We start from the raw sequence: 18,461 nt of genomic DNA, 5'->3' as shown, positions 1-18,461 counted from the left end.
GCTTGGGCACAAGAGAGCCAGTCTCCCGTTTTAGGCGGATCATGTCATTCACAAATTACTGATTTAGAGTATCCGAACCCAATCTGTATCGACACACTCTAAAACATACTGCACCTTTGGTCTTCTCTATATAGCGTTCGATTTTGATTTCGTTTCATAGACTCATCAAAAATTTTAGGTGGTATTAATGGCAATAAACAATCATTCTACGCATCGCCGCCGATTGAGAATATTTGGTAGGGCGCAATTTAATGAGATTTGAGTTCAGGAATGGATAATATACGCGGGAGCGCTTGGATGGTGCTCGCAATGATGGGATTTGCAGTGGAGGATACGCTCCTCAAGACCGCAACAGCGGCTGTCCCTGTTGGACAAACCCTCATGCTGTTCGGCATCGGAGGTACCCTGTTATTTCTTGTGCTCACATGGCAGCGAGGGGAAAAGGCTCTGGTCCGCAGTGCCATGACTCCAACGCTGTTTACTCGGGCAGCCTTTGAAATTGCAGGACGTTTATTCTTCCTTCTTTCCCTCGCCTTTACCAGTCTGTCCAGCACTTCCGCAATATTACAGGCCACACCACTGGCCGTAACTCTGGGTGCGGCGGTCCTGTTTGGCGAGCATGTACGCTGGCACCGGTGGTTTGCAATTGTCATCGGGTTTGCAGGCGTGCTTCTGGTCATCAAGCCCAGTGCAGAAGCATTTGAGCTGACATCCATATTTGCAGTAATCGGGATGATCGGTTTTGCCGGGCGTGATCTGGCAACCCGCGCGGCACCGCCTGCCCTGTCCAACATGCAACTTGGTGTCTACGGGTTTGCTGTCCTGATCCCCACAGGCGGAGCATATGCATTGTGGACTGGCGGTTTTGTTCTACCGGATCTGATAAGCGGCACAGCAATCTTTATTGCCACATTTATTGGCGTTGGCGCTTATTATTCAATCACTGTAGCAATGAGAACCGGAGAAGTGTCCGTGGTAACTCCGTTCCGCTATTCCCGTCTCCTGTTCGGCCTGTTTCTCGGAGCTGTAATTTTCGGGGAACGTCCAGACATGATGACCTTGGGTGGTTCTGCTGTCATTGTCGCCAGTGGTGTTTATATCCTGCTCAGTATGAGACAGTCTCCCCGCGCAGTTTCAGCGACTAAAGAAACTCTAGTATCCTCTCGAGACTAGAGTTACACCGAACCGATCAAATCAATAAGCCCCCGATTGCTAATCAGTCGGTGGCTTTTTCCGAATGGTCATAACAATGCCGCCAGACAAGACAAGAGCAGCACCGGTATATACATTCCATGTTGGATTATGGCCGTAGACCAGCTAATCAAGGAAACCGGAAGTAGTGGACAACAAGGTCCCGATAAGAAGCAATCCATCACGCAAATAGAAGAAAAATAGCTTAGTCTAGCCCAATACCGCCTGTGAGAATTTTGCTGAAAAGGGCCACCAAGGCCGCACACAAGGATGCGCTGGCCATCACCAGAATACTGATAGCAAAATCACGATTTAAAATGCGTTTTATAGCCACCTCCCGTATGCAAGCCAGATACGAAAATATTCTAATCGCAATCAAAAAAGGCCAGCTCGGTTGAGCTGGCCTTTTTTCTATCGAGCATTAAAAGCGCGGGAAATTAGCCCTCTTCGCGAGGAATTTCCTTACCAGTTTCCTGATCAACCACTTTCATGGAGAGACGGACTTTGCCGCGCTCGTCGAAGCCCATGAGCTTGACCCAGACTTTCTGACCTTCTTTTACAACGTCAGTTGTCTTGGCAACTTTGCGCGGAGCAAGCTGGGAGATGTGGACGAGACCGTCGCGTGCACCGAAGAAGTTTACGAATGCGCCGAAGTCCACTGTCTTCACAACAGTACCTTCATAGATCACGCCAACTTCTGGTTCAGCTGCGATGGAGTTGATCCAGTTCAGGGCAGCCTTGATGGCTTTACCGTCGTTGGACGCAACTTTCACAGTGCCGTCGTCTTCGATGTTCACTTTCGCGCCGGTTTTCTCAACGATCTCACGGATCACCTTACCGCCGGAGCCGATCACTTCACGGATCTTGTCAACCGGGATCTTGATGACTTCGATGCGCGGAGCATGCTCACCAAGCTCGGAGCGGGCTTCTGTGATGGCGTTTGCCATTTCGCCGAGGATGTGAACGCGGCCACCTTTAGCCTGCTCCAGAGCCACCTTCATGATCTCTTCGGTGATACCGTCGATCTTGATGTCCATCTGCAGGGCAGTGATGCCGTTTTCAGAACCGGCTACCTTGAAGTCCATGTCGCCGAGGTGATCTTCATCACCAAGGATATCGGAGAGAACTGCAAAGCGCTCGCCTTCCTTGATGAGACCCATTGCGATGCCCGCGACTGGTGCTTTCAAAGGCACACCAGCGTCCATCAGGGACAAAGATGCACCACAAACGGATGCCATGGAGGACGAACCGTTGGACTCAGTGATTTCGGATACAACACGCAGGGTGTATGGGAAATCGTGGTGAGCAGGCAGCATTGGGTTTACAGCGCGCCATGCCAGTTTACCGTGACCGATTTCGCGGCGTCCCGGAGAACCCATGCGACCAGCTTCACCTACAGAGTAAGGAGGGAAGTTGTAGTGCAGCATGAAGGTTGCTTTTTTGGTGCCTTCCAGCTGGTCAACGAACTGCTCGTCTTCACCTGTACCCAGTGTTGCAACAACAAGACCTTGAGTTTCACCACGAGTGAACAAGGAGGAGCCGTGTGCGCGTGGCAGGATGCCAACTTCAGACATGATCGGACGAACAGTCGCCAGATCGCGGCCATCAATACGCTTACCGGTGTCTAGAATAGAACCGCGAACGATTTCAGCTTCCAGTTTCTTGAACTGTTCGCCAACAACAACAGCTTCAGGAGCATCTTCCACGCCAGTTACCAGCGCTTCAATTACTTTCGCCTTTGCAGCGTCAACAGCTGTTTTACGCTCAACTTTCTGCGTGATTGTGTAGGCAGCTGCCAAATCCGCACCAGCGATTTCTTTCACTTGTGCAAACAGAGCAGAGCGGTCTTCAACAATCAGTTCACGCGGGTCTTTAGCAGCCTGCTCAGCCAGCGAGATGATGGCGTCGATTACAGGCTGGAATTCGCGGTGACCGAACATGACAGCGCCCAGCATGACTTCTTCGGTAAGCTCTTTAGCTTCCGATTCAACCATGAGAACAGCATCGCCAGTACCTGCAACAATCAGGTCCAGATCGGTTTCAGCCATTTGGTCAACGGTCGGGTTCAGTACATATTCGCCGTTGATCATGCCAACGCGTGCACCGCCGATTGGGCCCATAAATGGAACACCGGAAATTGTCAGCGCTGCGGATGCACCAACCATTGCCAAAATGTCAGGAGCGTTTTCAAGGTCGTGGGACAGAACTGTCAGAACAACCTGAGTTTCGTTCTTGTAGCCATCAACGAACAGCGGGCGGATCGGACGGTCGATCAGGCGGGATGTGAGTGTTTCATGCTCACTTGGACGGCCTTCGCGCTTGAAGTAACCGCCTGGAATGCGGCCAGCTGCGTAAGCTTTTTCCTGATAGTTCACTGTGAGCGGGAAAAAGTCCTGACCCGGCTTTGCAGTCTTTGCGGAAACAACGGTGGCAAGAACTTTGGTTTCGCCGTATGTCGCGAGAACCGCGCCATCAGCCTGACGTGCAATTTTACCAGTTTCGAGGATAAGCGGACGGCCGCCCCACTCAATTTCAACGCGATGCGTATCAAACATATTTTTTCCTAGCGTACGTTTATTTCCCATCCGGCAAGAATTGGAGGGGAAATACGAATCAATAAACAAGAGTTGAGCAGACCCATCCAAATTGATGGGCCTGCCCGTTCTGTTTGGTAGGTTTCATAAAGGCAAGACAGCAAGAAGCTCGACTTCAAGCATCTGGCAATCCTGCCCTTTTTAAAAAACCTACTCCTTCATATACAAAACGCGGCGGTTTGGAAACCGCCGCGTTTGAGGGTGCCTTAGCGGCGGATACCCAGACGCTCAATCAGAGACTGGTAGCGTGCAACGTCTTTGCCCTTAACGTAGTCAAGAAGCTTACGACGCTGGCTAACCATTTTCAGCAGGCCACGACGGGAGTGGTTGTCCTTTTTGTGACCTTTGAAGTGCTCGGTCAGAACAGTGATGCGGTGTGTCAGGATAGCAACCTGCACTTCTGGAGAACCGGTATCACCTTCTTTGGTAGCGAATTCTTTAATCAGTTCAGCTTTGCGCTCAGGTGTAATCGACATCGATTAGTCCTTATAAGTTCAGCTCTTATTGAGCATTTTCAAAATCACGCATGTGAATGCGCGCTGCTTCTTTTTGAAGCCCTTCCCCCAATCGGCCATGCCAAGATGTCGTCCAGCATGGTGTCATCGGGAAAGCTCGGATCGCTCAACATGAAGCAATCCGCGTGGACTATGAAGCAATCTCCTTTAAAACGCCAGAGATATTTTCATGGCCCATAACCCTCAGAGATTAAACACTCTTTTGGGTTTAAATTCTCCTTTGGAAACCTCACCAAAGGCGATGAGAGTGCCCCCGCTGGTCACATAAATGTCCTCGGGTCCGATTGGAGCATTTGCACCGCGTAAGATAATCGGCATACCACGCTTCAGCCTTTGCGCGGCCTCCCCATTAACCGTAACCCCTTCCAGGAGGGAGAGACCGGATTCAACAGGTAGCAAGGCCTCCATCAACTCGGCACTTTCCAAGGGAGACTGCCCCTCTTCCAGTTGTCCGGCCGCGTCCTCAAGCTCCTCCAGTGTCACCATATCGGCTTCACCGAACGAGCCGACCAGCAAACGGCGCAGGCCAGTCACATATCCGCGCGTTCCCAACTCCAAAGCAATATCACGGGCAAGAGAGCGTACGTAGGTGCCTTTACCGCACTCGGCTTCAAACACCGCTTTGTTTTCATCGATTATCTCCCGAAGGGTTAAACGATGAATATCAATGGGCCGCGCTTCCAGTTCCACGTCTTTCCCGTCACGCGCCAGATCATAGGCACGGTTCCCGTCCACTTTAATCGCCGAGAACTTGGGGGGAACTTGCATGATCTCCCCCTGAAACTGCGGGAGAACATTCTCGATCTCTTCACGGGTGGGCCGCTGGTCGCTGGAAGCGATTACGTCCCCTTCTGCGTCATCCGTTGAAGTTTGTGTGCCCCATGTCACTTCAAACTGGTAAACCTTGCGCCCGCCCATCACAAAGGGAACTGTTTTGGTAGCTTCACCAAAAGCAATTGGAAGGCAGCCACTGGCAAGAGGGTCCAGCGTACCTGCATGACCAACCTTTTCGGGGTTGAATACACGCTTCAGCTTACCAAGTGCTTGGTTTGAGGTAAGGTTCAAGGGCTTGTCCAAGACAAGCCATCCATTGACGGGGTAGCGTATTCTGCGCCGCTGCTGCTTCGCCATTCTCTGTGCAATCTCAGTTTTATTTCTAGTTTTTAGTCGCGATCTTCATAATCATCCGAAGGCTCATCAAGGTCACGGCGAACAGCTGGTTCGTTGAGCAAACGGGTGATCCGGTCATCGTCATCAAAACGCGTATCCGCAACAAAGCGCAGGTCGGAGGAGTATTTCATGGTCATGCGACGGGAAACCTGACCTCTGAAGTACTTTGCACTGCGGTTGAGAGCTGCGACAACCCGCTCCACATTCTGCCCCCCCAAAGGCATAACCAGAACAGTTGCAAGGCGCAGGTCAGGTGTCATCCGAACTTCGGGGACAGTGACGATCACGCCATCAAGATCAGGATCACTGAGCCGTCCACGAGAAAGAATGTCACTCAGTTCCTTGCGCACCAATTCTCCAACGCGCAATTGACGCTGGGATGGACCATTGGCCATTTCGTTGTGTGCTTTTGCCATTTTTTGTTCTCACAAGGTCAGAACGCCGACGAAGGAAAACCCACGCCGGCGCCACTATTCATTTATTGCAATTGGTCGAACTTAGAGCGAGCGTGCGATTTCTTCTACCTGGAAGCACTCGATCACATCACCAACACGCATGTCTTTGTAGTTGGTGAAGTTCATGCCGCATTCAACACCGGACTCAACTTCTTTAACTTCATCCTTGAAGCGTTTGAGTGTGCCCAGCTCGCCTTCGTGAACAACAACGTTGTCACGCAGCAAGCGAACCTGTGCACCGCGCTGGACAACACCTTCGGTGACCAGACAACCAGCAACACGGCCAATCTTGGTGATGTTGAAGATTTCCTTGATGTCCGCGTAACCCAGGAAGGTTTCACGGCGCTCAGGAGCCAACATGCCGGACATGGTTGCCTTTACGTCGTCGATGAGATCGTAAATCACGCTGTAATAGCGGATTTCGATACCTTCGCGGCGGGCAGCTTCCTGTGCCTGTTTGTTAGCACGCACGTTGAAAGCCATGATAGGTGCTTTGGAGGCCATCGCCAGAGTGATGTCACTCTCGGTGATACCGCCAACGCCGGCAGCCATTACACGGGCACTCACTTCATCGTTACCAAGCTCTTCCAAGGCACCAGAAATTGCTTCTGCAGAACCTTGAACGTCCGCTTTGATGATAAGTGGGAACTCTTTGTGACCTGTGTCCTGCAAGCCCTTCATCATAGCTTCCAAAGAACCACGGGCACCTGCAATTTTAGCAGCTACCTTGTCGCGCTTCATGCGGAGGCGATATTCAGAGATCTCACGGGCACGGCCTTCTGTCTCAACAACAGCAACCATATCACCGGCTGCAGGAGTTGCCTGGAAGCCCAGAACCTCAACCGGTTTGGAAGGACCAGCTTCCTTAACCTGTTTGCCGTTTTCATCAAGCATTGCACGGACACGGCCCCATTCGCTACCAGCGATGAGAATGTCACCAACGCGCATTGTACCTTTTTGAACCAGAACTGTTGCAACAGGACCGCGGCCCTTGTCCAGCTTGGCTTCAATAACAGTACCTTCAGCAGCACGGTTCGGGTTGGCCTTCAGTTCCAGAACTTCAGACTGAAGCAGAACCATTTCGATCAGCTTGTCCAGACCCGTGCGCTCTTTTGCGGAAACTTCCACATCGATCACTTCACCGCCCATGGCCTCAACAACCAGCTCTTCACGAAGAAGGTCGGTACGGATACGGGACGGGTCAGCACCCGGCTTATCCATTTTGTTGATTGCGACGATGATCGGCACATCAGCTGCACGAGCATGCTGGATCGCCTCTTTCGTCTGCGGCATCACACCATCATCCGCGGCAACAACCAGAATAACGATATCAGTCGATTTGGCACCACGAGCACGCATCTGGGTAAAGGCTGCGTGGCCCGGAGTATCGATGAAGGTAACCTTCTGATCGTTCTGCTCGACCTGATACGCACCGATATGCTGCGTAATACCGCCGGCTTCACCGGAAACCACATTGGCTTTGCGCAGTGCATCAAGCAAGGATGTCTTACCATGATCAACGTGACCCATGATGGTGACAACCGGAGCGCGCTGCTCAAGTGTACCGTCATCGTCTTCTACGGTGAACAGACCCTCTTCAACGTCCGCTTCAGATACACGCTTAACAGTGTGACCAAACTCAACAGCGATCAGTTCAGCGGTTTCCGCGTCGATCACGTCGTTGATTTTCATCATCTGGCCCTGCTTCATCAGCAGTTTGATGACATCAACAGAACGCTCCGACATACGGTTTGCCAGATCCTGAATGGTAATTGCGTCCGGCAGCGTAACTTCACGCATGACCTTTTCACGCACAACCTTCTGCTGACCGGCACGACGCTCTTTTTCACGACGGCGGCGCAAGGATGCCATAGAACGGCTGCGGCCTTCATCACCACCGGTTGCCCGGGTAATCGTCAGCTTCGAGCGACGACGGTCATCGTTACCGCGTGGTGAAGGCTTTTGTGCAGAATCGTTTGTCTTCTTGCCACGAATAGGTGCCTTAATCGGCCCCTTAAAGGTCTTCTTGGTGTTCTCTTTTGCACCCTCGCCTTCCATTGGCGGTGGTGTCGCAGTCGTCAGCGGACGCGTGCCAGCTGGACGAGCCCCGGCAGCGCCTGGACGGCCTGCAGCAGGTTTTGCACCAGTAGTACGCGCACCTGGACGTGGACCATCAAGACGCGGCGGCTTACCATCACGCTGGCGTGGTGCACGTGTCTCGCGACCTGCGCCCTCACGTCCGGCACCCTCACGGCGCGGGCCGGCACCATCACGGCGAGGACCTGCACCATCACGGCGCGGGCCATCACGGCGTTGGCCGTCGCGACCTTGTGAAGGACTGCGTTCTTGAGTTTTTGCAGGTGCAGCAGCTTTTTTGGCCGCAGCTTCAGCATCTGCCTTAGCTTTCGCCTCTGCATCAGCCTTAGCTTTGATAGCAGCTTCTTCAGCTTCTTTTTTCTTGCGAGCTTCTTCCTCAACGCGGGCTTTTTCAGCCTCGATCGCACGTAGACGAGCCAGCTCTTCTTGACGCTTGGCTTCTTCTACGCGGCGTTTTTGGTCTTCAACTTCGCGGATTTTGGCTTCACGCAGCGCAGCCATACGCGCATCGGCTTCGCCCTTGGTCAGCGTGCGAAGGATGTTGCCTCCACCTTGACCCTGGCCTTGGCCACTGCCGCGTCGCTGGTTATTGCGGTTACCGCTGCGATTGGAACCACCACGGTTCGGGCCATCGTTACGACGCCCGTCGCCACGATTTTGTTGCGGTCTTGCAGCAGGCTTTGCAGCTGGTTTGCTTGGTGATGCGGTCGGCGCGGATGCGGAAGACGTGGAAGCCGATGCGGAGCCTTCTTGGCCCGGCACAACGACACGACGTTTCTTCTTTTCCACAACGACAGCCTTTGAGCGCCCGTGAGAAAAGCTCTGCTTTACAGTGCCTTTTTCCACTCCACCTCGTTTGAGGCCAAGCGTTTTACGTTCGCCGCCGCTTTGTTTGTCGTCAGTGTTTTTGCTATCGCTCATATTGCCTTCAGTCCTGCGCCACTGCACCTAATTTGCTATCTACGTTACATCTTCAAGAACCCGTTCGATAACTGGTCAACCGACCAGCTGCGTTTCGAAAGTTTCTACCTGCCTGTCCCGCGAGTAGTGCAGCATGTATTACATTGTCCCGACCCAGTGCCATATTCATCTGAGCCGAGTTAAACAAGCGGATCACATCGAGTGGATCCTCCTTGCCGAATCTCGAAGCGGCTACTGCCGCCAGTTTGCGCACGCCATCTTCCGAAGCGTCTGTTGCGTGCACGAGAGCAAGCACCGCTTCTCCTCGAAGCGCCGCTTCAACTTTCGCAAACCCCGTCGTTAAATTTCCGGCTTTGCGACTAATGGAGAAAGCACCCAGTGCTGCCTGCTCCAACAGTATCTCGACTTGGTCCGCCAAACCCTTATCGGCGTATACTTGCTCCTTGAACCCTCTTGCAAAAAGGCGCCGTTTAATCACCTCTTCAACCGCTTCGCGAGTTCCTTTAATCCAAACGCCCCTTCCGGGGAGATTACATTTGAGATCCACAACAACACTGTTGTCCGGAGCAAGTACGAAACGGAGAAGGCGGGAGATTGGGAGAACTTCGCGCGTCAATACGCAAGTACGCTCTACTCGATCTTTTTTCTTCGCCACGTCGTTTTACCTTGTTCCGTTCGCTGTGCCCTCCAACCCCAGGTTAGAAAAGCTACGCAAGTAGCCCAGAACCTAGGTGAATAATACCCCTAGTTACTAGGGGTACTCTCGTTATTTGGTCGAGGTCTCGTCCTCTGCACCGTTGTCTTGCTCGAAATATTGCTCGGCGTCAACCGTTGTGCTGTCAGTCTCTTCATTTTCAGAGTCAGAGACACCCTCTTCCTCGTCATCTCCGAGTTCTTCACCAGAGACCTCAATAAGGTCATCTGCCGAGATCCAGCCAGCGGCAACACGGGCCGACATTACAATACTTTCCGCGTCTGCCCTTGCCAGATCAAATCCGCTCAAAGAGCCTTCAACGCGTACTGTTTCACCGTTTTTGCGCTCGTTCCAGCCAACCAAATCATCGGCGGCACAACCAGCAAGATCCTCGATGTTCTTGATTTCATCTTTACCAAGGGCAACAAGCATCGCAGCGGTTAAACCAGGAATATCCAGCAGTTCATCTAGGACACCGAGTTCACGGCGCTCTGTTGCCAGCTTTTCTTCCAGTTCCTCAAGATACTCACGGGCACGTTCTTGAATTTCGTTCGCGGTATCTTCATCAAAGCCTTCGATAGAGGAAATTTCATCTGGCTCCACATAGGCGACTTCCTCGATGGAGGTGAAGCCTTCGGAAGCGAGAAGCTGGGAAACAACTTCATCTACGTTCAAAGTTTCCTGGAAGAGATCGGAACGAAGCTGGAATTCTTTCTGGCGGCGCTCAGATTCCTCTGCCTCAGTCATAATGTCGATGCCCCAACCAGTCAATTGGGAAGCAAGGCGAACATTTTGACCACGCCGTCCAATTGCCAGAGACAACTGATCGTTAGGAACAACAACTTCGATACGCTCAGACTCGTCATCAAGAACAACTTTCGCAACCTCGGCAGGCTGCAATGCATTCACGATGAATGTAGCTGCATCTTCATTCCAAGGAATGATATCGATTTTCTCGCCTTGCAGTTCACCCACAACAGCCTGAACACGGGAACCGCGCATACCAACACAGGCACCAACAGGATCAATTGAACTGTCGTTGGAAATAACTGCTACCTTGGCACGGGAACCCGGATCACGGGCAACAGCTTTAATTTCGATAACGCCATCATAGATTTCAGGCACTTCCTGCGTGAACAGTTTAGCCATGAACTGAGGGTGCGTTCTGGACAAGAACACCTGAGGTCCGCGCTGTTCGCGGCGAACGTCAAACACATAGGCACGAATCCGGTCGCCATTGCGGAATGTCTCACGCGGGATCAACTCGTCACGGCGTACAACCGCTTCACCGCGACCCACGTCGATAACAACGTTACCGTATTCTACACGCTTGACAACACCGTTGATGATATCGCCAATGCGGTCCTTGAACTCTTCATACTGACGATCACGTTCGGCTTCACGAACTTTCTGAACAATAACCTGCTTCGCGGATTGAGCTGCGATACGGCCAAAGTCCAAAGGAGGCAGAGGCTCGGAGATAAAGTCACCCAATGTGGCTTCCGGGTTACGCTCCAGAGCATCTTCCAAGGAGATGTCGGTGGATACATTCTCAACGGTTTCCACAACCTGCAACAACCGCTGAAGCCGGATTTCACCGGTCTTCGGGTTAATCTCAGCGCGAACTTCCGTTTCTGTACCATAGCGGGAACGGGCAGCCTTTTGAATCGCGTCTTCAAGCGCCGCAATTACAATTGAACGGTCAATCGACTTTTCCCGAGCAACCGCATCGGCGATCTGCACCAGTTCCAATCGGTTTGCGCTGATGGCCATATCTTGTCCACTCCTTACATGCCTACCTCTTTAACTCGGGCAGGAATTCAATGCTCCTAGATTTGCATCGCCCTTGGTGAGCCAAGAAGCAAATCAGTGATTATAACTTTCGGGGTCAATATCTTCCCCGCGTGCAGCCTTCGCTGCCTTATCCGCCTTCAACGCTGCGTCAATCAGCTCATCAGTCAGAACAAGGCGCGCTTCTGCAATTTCTTCAATCGGCAGAACGAACGTATCCGCTTCACCCGCAGCCGCATCCGTCAACTTAACAGTAACGGTGTCAGCCGCAGTCGCAGTGATTATTCCCCGGAAGCGCTTTCTTCCCGCCTGCTGAGGAATAGCCATATCGACTTTCACGAGGTGGCCCGTCCAGCGAACAAAATCACCGGCACGCACCATAGGCCGATCAATGCCGGGAGAGGAAACCTCCAGATGATAGGCACCACTGATAGGATCATCCACATCAAGAGCGGGAGACACAGCATGGCTGATCTCTTCACATCCCTCAATGGTCATTGTTCCGTCTGCCTGCTCTGCCATGATCTGCAATGTACAGCCGTTGTTGCCCGTGACACGAATACGAACAAGCCGATAGCCAAGATCTTCAATCACTGGCTCTACAATTGCAGCCACACGAGCTTCCAGCCCCTGCTCTTTTACAATTCTCGGATCGCTCTCGCTCACGTTTAACCTTCTTATCTATTCCACGACTGCTTTTACGCAGCCTTGTTTTCATATGGTAACGACACGCGCTACCTGCATAATATCGCCCCAAGAAACAAAAAAGAGCGGGTCCTTTTGGGGCCCACTCTCCGGTTGCTCTAAGGAGCCGATAGAGAATTCATTGAGATCAATATATCCATTTGCAGCTCTTATGCAACAGAAAAACAGACCCTCAGAAAACAAATAGTAGCACCCTGCGAAAGCACCCTTTAAAACTAAAGGGTTTCCAACTAGGCCCGCAAAAACGTGAGGTAACGCCCCACACGCCCTTCACGAATGGCCTTAGCTTCATAACGGGTGCCCGGCCAGCCTTCCCAAGGGGTTCGCCAATCCTGTGCATTTTGAGCGGACCACTCGAAACTTGGATGATCCCGGCAATGACACAATGTCCAGTCAACATACGTGTCAATATCGCTGGCAAACCGAAATTCCCCTCCTGATTTCAAAGCTCTGGCAATGCGGGTCAGATTAATCTGATTAACAAAACGCCGTTTCCAGTGCTTTTTCTTTGGCCAAGGGTCTGGATAGAGCTGATACACAAGGTCTAAAGAGCTTTCAGGAAGCCAGTCCAGCAACTTCCCCGCATCATCATAGAACAAACGAATATTATCGATTTTGTTCGAGTCAATTGCAGACAGCGCCTTCGCCATTCCGCTCTGGAACGGCTCACAACCGATAAATCCAACATCAGGATTGGTTGTTGCCCGGTGGATCAGGTGCTCTGAGCCACCAAAACCAATTTCAAGGCAAATTGACTTGACGGGCTTTGGAAATATCGCCTGCAAATCTACTGGACTATCTTTTTCAATATCCACGGAGATTGTAGGCAGCAGGTCGCGCATCAACGCTATCTGGCGGTCCTTTAGTGGCTTTCCAACGCGCCTTCCAAAAAAGGAACCCTTATAATGATCAGTCATTTCACTCACAAAAGCCGGGACTCTGGCCCCGGCTATTACAACACATGTTATTTTTGATTAGGTTTGTCAGGCTATCTCGTGCGCCAAAACATCACGCAAAGAGCTCACCAGATCCAGCTTTTCCCAAGAGAAGCCACCATCGTTATCCGCTTCACGCCCAAAGTGCCCATAGGCCGCAGTGCGTGCATAAATGGGCTTATTCAAGCCCAAATGCTCGCGAATGCCACGTGGCGTCAGCTTCATAACTTCGCGAATAGCCATTTCTATGGCCAAATTGTCCAGTTTCCCTGTGCCGTGGGTATCGATGAATACCGACTGAGGCTCTGGAATACCAATCGCGTAAGAGAGCTGAATGGTGCAGCGATCCGCCAATTCGGCAGCAACCACATTCTTGGCAAGGTAACGCGCGGCATAGGCAGCCGAACGGTCAACCTTTGTGGGGTCTTTTCCGGAAAAAGCCCCGCCGCCATGAGGCGCAGCGCCGCCATAAGTGTCAACGATGATCTTACGACCAGTCAAACCGCAGTCCCCGTCCGGTCCGCCGATCACGAACTTACCGGTCGGATTGATATGCCAAACGGTTTCATTGGAGAGCCAGCCATCAGGTAAAGCCTTGCGGATATATGGCTCCACAATGTCGCGAACATCGGTGGAGGAGAGAGTATCATCCAGATGCTGCGTGGACAGAACCAGCGAGGCCACACCAACCGGACGGCCATTTTCATAGCGCACAGTCACTTGGCTTTTGGCATCCGGACCCAGCTTCTTCTCTACGCCGCTTTTGCGGGCTTCGGCCAGAAGCCTGAGAATTTTATGGGCATAAAGAATCGGAGCTGGCATCAATTCCGGAGTTTCCCGGCAGGCATAACCGAACATGATGCCCTGATCGCCCGCACCTTCATCCTTGTTGGAACCGGCATCAACACCTTGCGCAATATGCGCTGACTGCTCATGCAGCAGTACCTCGATGTCAATATCATGCCAGTTAAACCCGACCTGCTCATAACCAATATCTTTCACTGCCATACGGGCAATATGGGCAAGATAGTCTTTGGTTAGCGTAGCCGGACCCCGAGTTTCGCCTGCAATTACCAGCCTGTTGGTGGTTGCCAGCGTTTCACAGGCCACACGGGCCTCCGGCATTTCGGAGAGGAAGGCATCAACGATCGTATCTGAAACACGATCACACACTTTATCAGGATGGCCTTCTGAGACCGATTCTGATGTAAATAAAAAATTCTGACGAGCCATTGGCGAGCGTCCTTCTGGGAAGAAAAAAATGAAGCGGCAGTTTAACCGTCGCCTCTTGTGTCATCAACCAATCTTTAACGATCTCGTCAAGCCCATAATTTTGGAAGGACACTTTTGGGTGAACTTATTCGTCCTCTCCGGCAAGGCTTTTAACCAGCTCTACCAGCTTCTTGCGAACCTTTGGATCTTCAATGCGCACAAACGCCTTATTGAGAGCCAGACCGTCAGAGGAGGACAAAAAGTCAACAACATAAGTTGTCTGAGGGTTTTCTCCAACACCCTGCATATCATCGGGAGAACCCGGCGCATCTTCAAAAAAGAACGCTACAGGAACTTTGAGAAGGGTTGCAATATGTTGCAATCGGCTGGCACCAATACGGTTCGTGCCCTTCTCGTATTTTTGTATCTGCTGAAACGTGATCCCAAGCCCTTCTCCGAGCTTTTCCTGACTCATTCCCAGCATCATCCGCCTCAGGCGAACGCGGCTACCAACGTGTACATCAATGGGGTTCGGTGCTTTTTTATTGGGCATTCCACAAGCCCTCTTCTTTCATCTTTACGGCACAGTACCGTTGTGGGTTACTTTACTAAGGCCCTTCTTGCTTGGAGGCCTTTTATTCTTCTTGAAAACGTTCATGGCCCAAGCGCTATCATTTCGCTTAATTGGCGAATGTGGCTAAGACTTCACGCACGTACATGTTGACGATATTTTTCAGCTCGCGTCAATCTTTGCGAGTAGAATTTATAACCCCAATTACCAATAGGATACCGCTAATGGATAGAATAACCCCCAAAAAAACAAGGTCGCCCCACACAGAATAAATAGTAGTTTGGAGTAGTTTAGGCAGTTCAATTCGAATATTACCAGAATCATTAAGAGCAATCTTTGCGAGTACTCTCCCTACGGGGTCCATAACCCCTGAAATACCTGTATTCGCAACACGTATTATCGGGACCCCTTGTTCAATAGCCCTCATTTGAGACTGGGCAAAATGTTGGTAGGGGCCCTGCGTTTCCCCAAACCACCCATCATTCGTTATATTCGCAATAAAATCAGGACGTTCTGCCGGTGACATCGCAGCATACGGGAAGATTGCTTCATAACAGATAAGCGGCTTCATGGTTAAGTTTTCACCAGCCCGCATGGTCCTGTACCTAAATCCACTGGAGAAATCCGCAGGAGCTGGCACCAGCTTATCCACACCCATAGATTGCAGTAGTTTTCGGTAGGGCAGATATTCGCCAAACGGGACGAGATGTACTTTATCGTAAACATCCCGGATACCGTTCCCATCCTCAATTGTGTAAACGCTATTATAAAAAAAACGGCCCTGCGAGGTTTTTTCACCTCTAATTGCCCCCGTAATAAGGGTCTCACCGGGCTTCAACATTTCATCAATCGATGAAAGTGCACCCGGCTCACTTGTTAGTAGATAAGGAAATGCGGATTCAGGCCAGAAAATAAGCGTGTTTCCAGCAGTAGGACCACCAGCGAGGGCGCCCTCTGTCTGCTCGATATAACGGGGAAGCAGTTTATGCCGGTTCTCGGGTTTCCATTTTTCTTTTTGCGGCACATTTGGCTGAACCACTAGCAAATCTACCTTGGTAAATTGCGTTGGGTGGTTGAAAAACCGAACGTATGAAGCAGCCCCGTACCCCACAAACAAGAGCACCATCAAAGCCACTAGCATAAGTTGCCGCCCTATGCTTTTTCCCAAAAGTAAAGCAGGGATAGTGAAGAGAAGAATTGCAAGTAAGCTAAGCCCATAAACACCGAAAATGGCTGCCCCTTGCGCAAACTCCGGTTTCACAAGGAAAATATAACCCCATAAATTCCAAGGAAAGCCCGTAAACAAATGGCCACGGGCATAATCAGAAAGGGAAAGGGCAACTGCAAGAAGTAAAATGCGTTCCCAGCGCTGAGACCAGAAAAAGGAAACCAAGGCTAGAGCCAAAGCCGGAAACAAGCTGATAACCGCAGGCACCCCTGTAACTGCAAAGGGAATCATCCATGCATAGGTTTCCGCTTCAACGAGGAAAGCTTCACCTATCCAGTAAAGGCCCGCCATAAAGAAGCCGAGACTGAACCACCATCCCGTTGAAAAGAAACCAAGAAAGCGCTCTTTGCTAATCTTGTTTGTTCCAGCGGAAGCACCGTCCAAAGTCCAAACCAAGGCTGGCAGGGTAACAAGCAAAACCGGCACCAGCCCAAAGGGCTGGAAGGCGAGGGCTGAAAGCCCCCCCAGGCAGAAGCTCAGAACCCATCGACGGATGGACCAGGACAGGAGAAAGGGCTCGGCCCACTTTTGTAGTATTGCTTCGCTGGAAAACACCCAATCGCCCTCAATAATTTAGAGCACGTTGCATTGCTTTTCATGCACGCCCCGCGCTCTAACTTCTTAATTTTTGAGCGAATTCTTGTCGTTTGAATGAATCCAATCAAACGGAACACGCCCTAGTGCCCCCTATTCAGCGGCGGCATCCAAACGTCTGTGCTTTAAACGTGCAGTAGACGCACGCTGTTCAATGCGGCGTTTGTATATCTTGAGCATTTTAATACGCCGAGGATCAGCATCCAGCACTTCAAACTCATAGCCGGGTAAAGACTTTTCAGATATCAACTCCCCGCGAACGGGAACCCGGTCCAGCAATGCGAACAGCATGCCACCGATTGTGTCAACATCCTCGGTTACTTCCCCCAAACGGAAGTTAGCCCCCAGCTCTTTTTGAATATCTTCCAAATCTACGCGGGGATCTACAACCCAGACACCTTCAGAGACAGATTTTATGAGCGCTTCTTCATCTTTGTCGTGCTCATCTTCAATATCGCCAACCACAGTTTCCACGATATCTTCAAGAGATACAAGGCCGTCTGTTCCCCCATACTCGTCAATCACAAGTGCCATTTGCACGCGTGTCACCTGCATCTTTTTCATCAAATCGGCAGAAGACATGGATGGCGGGACGAAGTGAAGCTCTCTTATCAATCCAGTGCGGGCCAGCGGAGTATTTAAATCAACCTGAGACAAGTCCAGAACTGCTTCTGTATCTTCTTCCGGCTGTTTAGTGTCCGCCGCCTGCTCCTCTGTCTTCAAGGGAAGCAGCTCCGCGCCAGAGGTCGCGTGCTCAGCAAAGTAGGCCATGAGATCCTTAATATGGATCATGCCCCGTGGGTCATCAAGGTTATCGTGAAAGACAGGCATCCTTGAGTGACCGGAGGCTTGAAAGCGCGCCATGACATGGCCAATAGGAGCACAGTCCTCTACGGCCTCAATGTCCGCCCGTGGAATCATGACGTCTTCCACGCGCAATTCTCGCAATTGAAGAATATTTGCTAGAAGTTCTTTCTCGGAAGCTGAAAAGGCCGCATCAGCATCGTTGTCAGTTCGCGCCAACTCATCTTCCAGATCAGCCCGCAGGGCATCTGAGCTGCTTCGGCGCAAACTCCTGAAGGGATTTAGAAACTTTTTTAGCCTGGTCCAAAGGCCAGGCTCTCTCCCCTCTGGATCTCCAGTTTCATCCGGTTGAGCTTTACTCTCAACAATTTCATTTGTCACCGGAGCGTTCGCTCCTGTCATACTTCGAGGTTCTGAACTGTTCATTTCTTTCTCTTCAGCCCAAATATGGCGTTCAACCAAAACGGTTTACTCATCGGCACTTAACGGCGCATCCTGATAGGGGTCTGGGATTCCCAAAAGCGCAAGGATCTTACGCTCCTCCCCTTCCATTTCTTCCGCTTCCTCATCATCTTGGTGATCATAACCAAAGAGGTGCAGAGTACCATGTACAATAAGGTGTGCCAAATGATGATCAAACGGAATGCCAAGGTCACCAGATTCGCGTTCAACGGTTTCCCGAGCCAGAATTATATCTCCCAATAACGGGCCATAGGGAGGCTCTTCTTTATCATCACCTGGAAACGAGAGAACATTCGTTGGTTTATCCTTGTTGCGCCACATGCGGTTTAATTCCTGCACCTGGGCATCATCGGAAAAAACGAGCGAGACTTCCGTATCCGGAATGACTTCCAGCTTCACACTCTGGAATGCCGCGACAAGGCAAGACTCAATTCTCTTCGAGAGCAGTTCTTCTTCCGGCCAGCCTTCTGCTTGCAAGGTTATGTCCACCACAAGAGGACAATGCGCACTGTTACTCATTTT

The 18,461-nt window shown here is 51.3% G+C and carries 16 protein-coding genes; 1 reads left to right on the top strand and 15 read right to left on the bottom strand.

Annotated features, from left to right (window positions below; genetic code table 11):
* The first annotated feature begins 270 nt into the window (after window positions 1-270).
* Window positions 271-1,173, top strand: coding sequence for a DMT family transporter (locus P6574_RS00255; RefSeq protein WP_310618411.1), 903 nt, complete (start codon window positions 271-273; stop codon window positions 1,171-1,173).
* 223 nt (window positions 1,174-1,396) lie between these two features.
* On the opposite strand, the gene P6574_RS00250 is transcribed toward P6574_RS00255, so the two are convergent.
* The 15 genes from P6574_RS00250 to ybeY all read right to left on the bottom strand — a co-directional run bounded on the left by P6574_RS00250 (window position 1,397) and on the right by ybeY (window position 18,458).
* On the bottom strand, window positions 1,397-1,570 hold the full coding sequence (locus P6574_RS00250) for a hypothetical protein (protein ID WP_310618410.1): 174 nt from the start codon (window positions 1,568-1,570) through the stop codon (window positions 1,397-1,399).
* A 58-nt stretch (window positions 1,571-1,628) separates the two neighbouring features.
* Window positions 1,629-3,746, bottom strand: coding sequence for a polyribonucleotide nucleotidyltransferase (gene pnp / locus P6574_RS00245; RefSeq protein WP_310618409.1), 2,118 nt, complete (start codon window positions 3,744-3,746; stop codon window positions 1,629-1,631).
* A gap of 245 nt (window positions 3,747-3,991) precedes the next feature.
* Complete coding sequence (rpsO, locus tag P6574_RS00240) at window positions 3,992-4,261, bottom strand: 30S ribosomal protein S15 (protein ID WP_310618408.1); 270 nt, start codon at window positions 4,259-4,261, stop codon at window positions 3,992-3,994.
* 222 nt (window positions 4,262-4,483) lie between these two features.
* Window positions 4,484-5,431 carry a tRNA pseudouridine(55) synthase TruB gene (gene truB, locus P6574_RS00235; RefSeq protein WP_310618407.1) on the bottom strand — a complete coding sequence of 316 codons (948 nt, stop codon included), beginning with the start codon at window positions 5,429-5,431 and terminating at the stop codon, window positions 4,484-4,486.
* Window positions 5,432-5,463: 32 nt separating this feature from the next.
* Window positions 5,464-5,886: a 30S ribosome-binding factor RbfA gene (gene rbfA, locus P6574_RS00230; protein ID WP_310618406.1), complete on the bottom strand. Its 423-nt coding sequence runs from the start codon at window positions 5,884-5,886 to the stop codon at window positions 5,464-5,466.
* Between the two features lie 81 nt (window positions 5,887-5,967).
* Window positions 5,968-8,943, bottom strand: a complete 2,976-nt coding sequence (infB, locus tag P6574_RS00225) for a translation initiation factor IF-2 (protein WP_310618405.1) — start codon at window positions 8,941-8,943, stop codon at window positions 5,968-5,970.
* A gap of 52 nt (window positions 8,944-8,995) precedes the next feature.
* Window positions 8,996-9,598, bottom strand: coding sequence for an RNA-binding protein (locus tag P6574_RS00220; RefSeq protein ID WP_310618404.1), 603 nt, complete (start codon window positions 9,596-9,598; stop codon window positions 8,996-8,998).
* 111 nt (window positions 9,599-9,709) lie between these two features.
* Window positions 9,710-11,410: a transcription termination factor NusA gene (gene nusA / locus P6574_RS00215; protein WP_310618403.1), complete on the bottom strand. Its 1,701-nt coding sequence runs from the start codon at window positions 11,408-11,410 to the stop codon at window positions 9,710-9,712.
* Window positions 11,411-11,503: 93 nt separating this feature from the next.
* Window positions 11,504-12,094, bottom strand: coding sequence for a ribosome maturation factor RimP (gene rimP, locus P6574_RS00210; protein WP_310618402.1), 591 nt, complete (start codon window positions 12,092-12,094; stop codon window positions 11,504-11,506).
* Window positions 12,095-12,363: 269 nt separating this feature from the next.
* Complete coding sequence (gene trmB / locus P6574_RS00205; protein WP_310618401.1) at window positions 12,364-13,050, bottom strand: tRNA (guanosine(46)-N7)-methyltransferase TrmB; 687 nt, start codon at window positions 13,048-13,050, stop codon at window positions 12,364-12,366.
* Between the two features lie 66 nt (window positions 13,051-13,116).
* On the bottom strand, window positions 13,117-14,301 hold the full coding sequence (metK, locus tag P6574_RS00200) for a methionine adenosyltransferase (RefSeq protein WP_310618400.1): 1,185 nt from the start codon (window positions 14,299-14,301) through the stop codon (window positions 13,117-13,119).
* 124 nt (window positions 14,302-14,425) lie between these two features.
* The gene (locus P6574_RS00195; protein WP_310618399.1) at window positions 14,426-14,833 is read right to left on the bottom strand and encodes a helix-turn-helix domain-containing protein; all 408 of its coding nucleotides are present in this window, start codon (window positions 14,831-14,833) and stop codon (window positions 14,426-14,428) included.
* A gap of 190 nt (window positions 14,834-15,023) precedes the next feature.
* Complete coding sequence (gene lnt / locus P6574_RS00190; protein ID WP_310618398.1) at window positions 15,024-16,634, bottom strand: apolipoprotein N-acyltransferase; 1,611 nt, start codon at window positions 16,632-16,634, stop codon at window positions 15,024-15,026.
* A 132-nt stretch (window positions 16,635-16,766) separates the two neighbouring features.
* Complete coding sequence (locus tag P6574_RS00185) at window positions 16,767-17,879, bottom strand: hemolysin family protein (RefSeq protein WP_310618397.1); 1,113 nt, start codon at window positions 17,877-17,879, stop codon at window positions 16,767-16,769.
* A 66-nt stretch (window positions 17,880-17,945) separates the two neighbouring features.
* The gene (gene ybeY / locus P6574_RS00180; RefSeq protein ID WP_310618396.1) at window positions 17,946-18,458 is read right to left on the bottom strand and encodes an rRNA maturation RNase YbeY; all 513 of its coding nucleotides are present in this window, start codon (window positions 18,456-18,458) and stop codon (window positions 17,946-17,948) included.
* Between the last annotated feature and the right edge of the window lie 3 nt (window positions 18,459-18,461).

It is taken from the genome of Pseudovibrio sp. M1P-2-3, assembly GCF_031501865.1.
GTDB lineage: Bacteria > Pseudomonadota > Alphaproteobacteria > Rhizobiales > Stappiaceae > Pseudovibrio > Pseudovibrio corallicola.
This window is presented reverse-complemented; position numbering and strand designations above follow the sequence as displayed.